General features: G+C 60.4%; 1 protein-coding gene. It reads right to left on the bottom strand.

Annotation, left to right across the window (positions count from 1 at the left end; genetic code table 11):
- Nucleotides 1–336: 336 nt before the first annotated feature.
- A protein-coding gene (locus tag WBR57_RS20945) for an IS3 family transposase (RefSeq protein WP_424086216.1) occupies nt 337–1490 on the bottom strand; the annotation gives its coding sequence in 2 pieces (ribosomal slippage) (nt 337–1244 and nt 1244–1490; 1155 coding nt in all).
- Nucleotides 1491–1646: the final 156 nt, after the last annotated feature.

Raw genomic sequence — 1646 nt, 5'->3', positions numbered from 1 at the left:
GCTATGTTCGGGCGGAAGCACAACGCTACCAGGATACAGTTCAGCTATTCGTGGCCATGGGCGGTGGTGGCTGGTGGGACGTGAGGGTCGCCACACGTAAGAACGCTAACCCACCTCCAGGAAACTGGCCAACGATCGCCCCGCTTTGGCCGGTCGCCAGCCTCGTTCATTCAGTGGAGACTGAGAATGACCGGCGATGATCGTCACTCCACCAGCGATCTGCAGGTGGCAGGAGCTCAAGGCCACTAGATTCTACGCTTTGAAGGTAGCCCCTTGGATGGCGGGGCGCGGCCGAATGTGAGGTTGTGGCCTGCTGCGGGTTTCGTGGACAGGCAGTTAAGATAATCCAACCTTCTTTTCGAACTCAACCGGGCTGAGATAGCCGTTGGTCGAGTGCCTGCGGATCGTGTTGTAGAATCTCTCGATGTAGTCGAACACATCAGCCCTGGCTGCGTCCCGCGTGCGGTAGACCCTTCGAGCGATCCGTTCCGTTTTCATCGAGGAGAAGAAGCTTTCCATGGCGGCGTTGTCCCACACGTTTCCGGATCGGCTCATCGAACAGTCGACGCCATTGTCGGCCATCAGCCGCTGGAACTGCTCGCTGGTGTATTGGCTGCCACGGTCGGAGTGATGCAACAACGCATCCGGGCGCCCACGCCTCCAGACCGCCATTAGCAATGCATCAGTGACAAGCTGCGCATTCATCTCCGCCCTCATCGACCAGCCCACAACGCGGCGCGAAAACAGATCGACCACCGCGGCGACATAGAGCCAGCCCTCGGCCGTCCAAATATAAGTGAAGTCGGCGATCCATTTGCGGTTGGGCTGGTCCGCTGTGAACTGGCGATCAAGCACGTTCGGCGCGATCGCCGAAGCTGAACGTTCGCCGTCGTCTCTGGGCAGGGCGCGCCTGCGTGGCCGAGCGCGCAAAGCCTGAGCGCGCATGAGACGTTCAATCTTGTGCAAGCCGCACGAGAAGCCTGCTTCCAGCACGTCGCGCCAGATCCGACGGGCGCCATAGGTACGATCGCTTGCCACAAAGCTCGCCCTTACCGCTGGCATGATCGCATCATCCTCTCGCGAGCGCGCACAGCGGCTCCGTTTCAGCCAGGCATGGAAGCCAGACCTCGATACGCCAAGCGTTTCGCAAAGCCACGCCACCGGCCAGACGGCGCGGTGCTTCGCAATGAAGCCGAACCTCATGTCGACTCCCTCGCGAAGTAGGCTGCGGCCTTTTTTAAGATGTCGCGCTCCGCCTTGAGCTTTGCGACCTCACGCCGCAATCGGTCGATCTCCAGCTGCTCGGGTTTCATCTGACCGTTTCCAGGAAACGCCTGCTTGAGATCCGCCCCAAGTTCCTTCACCCATTTGCGAAGAATGTTCTCGTGAACGGCGATGTCTCGAGACGCCTGAGCCACGCTTACGCCTCGCTCCCGCACAAGGCGGACCGCCTCGACCTTGAACTCTCGACTGAACTTGCGCCTCTGCATCGCTCGCTCCGGTTTCCTAAAACACCCTATCTCGGTGTCCGCGGAACCGGCAGCAGGCCAGTTCTCCGCAGCCGGCCAGCGTTGTTCGGCCTTTGAGATGTGGTGGAGCGGCGATGACAACGACACCATCAGGTGTGTCCGAGGGCACTCTTGCTA

It is taken from the genome of Pseudomonas sp. (assembly GCF_049590575.1).
Taxonomy (GTDB): domain Bacteria; phylum Pseudomonadota; class Gammaproteobacteria; order Pseudomonadales; family Pseudomonadaceae; genus Aquipseudomonas.
This window is presented reverse-complemented; position numbering and strand designations above follow the sequence as displayed.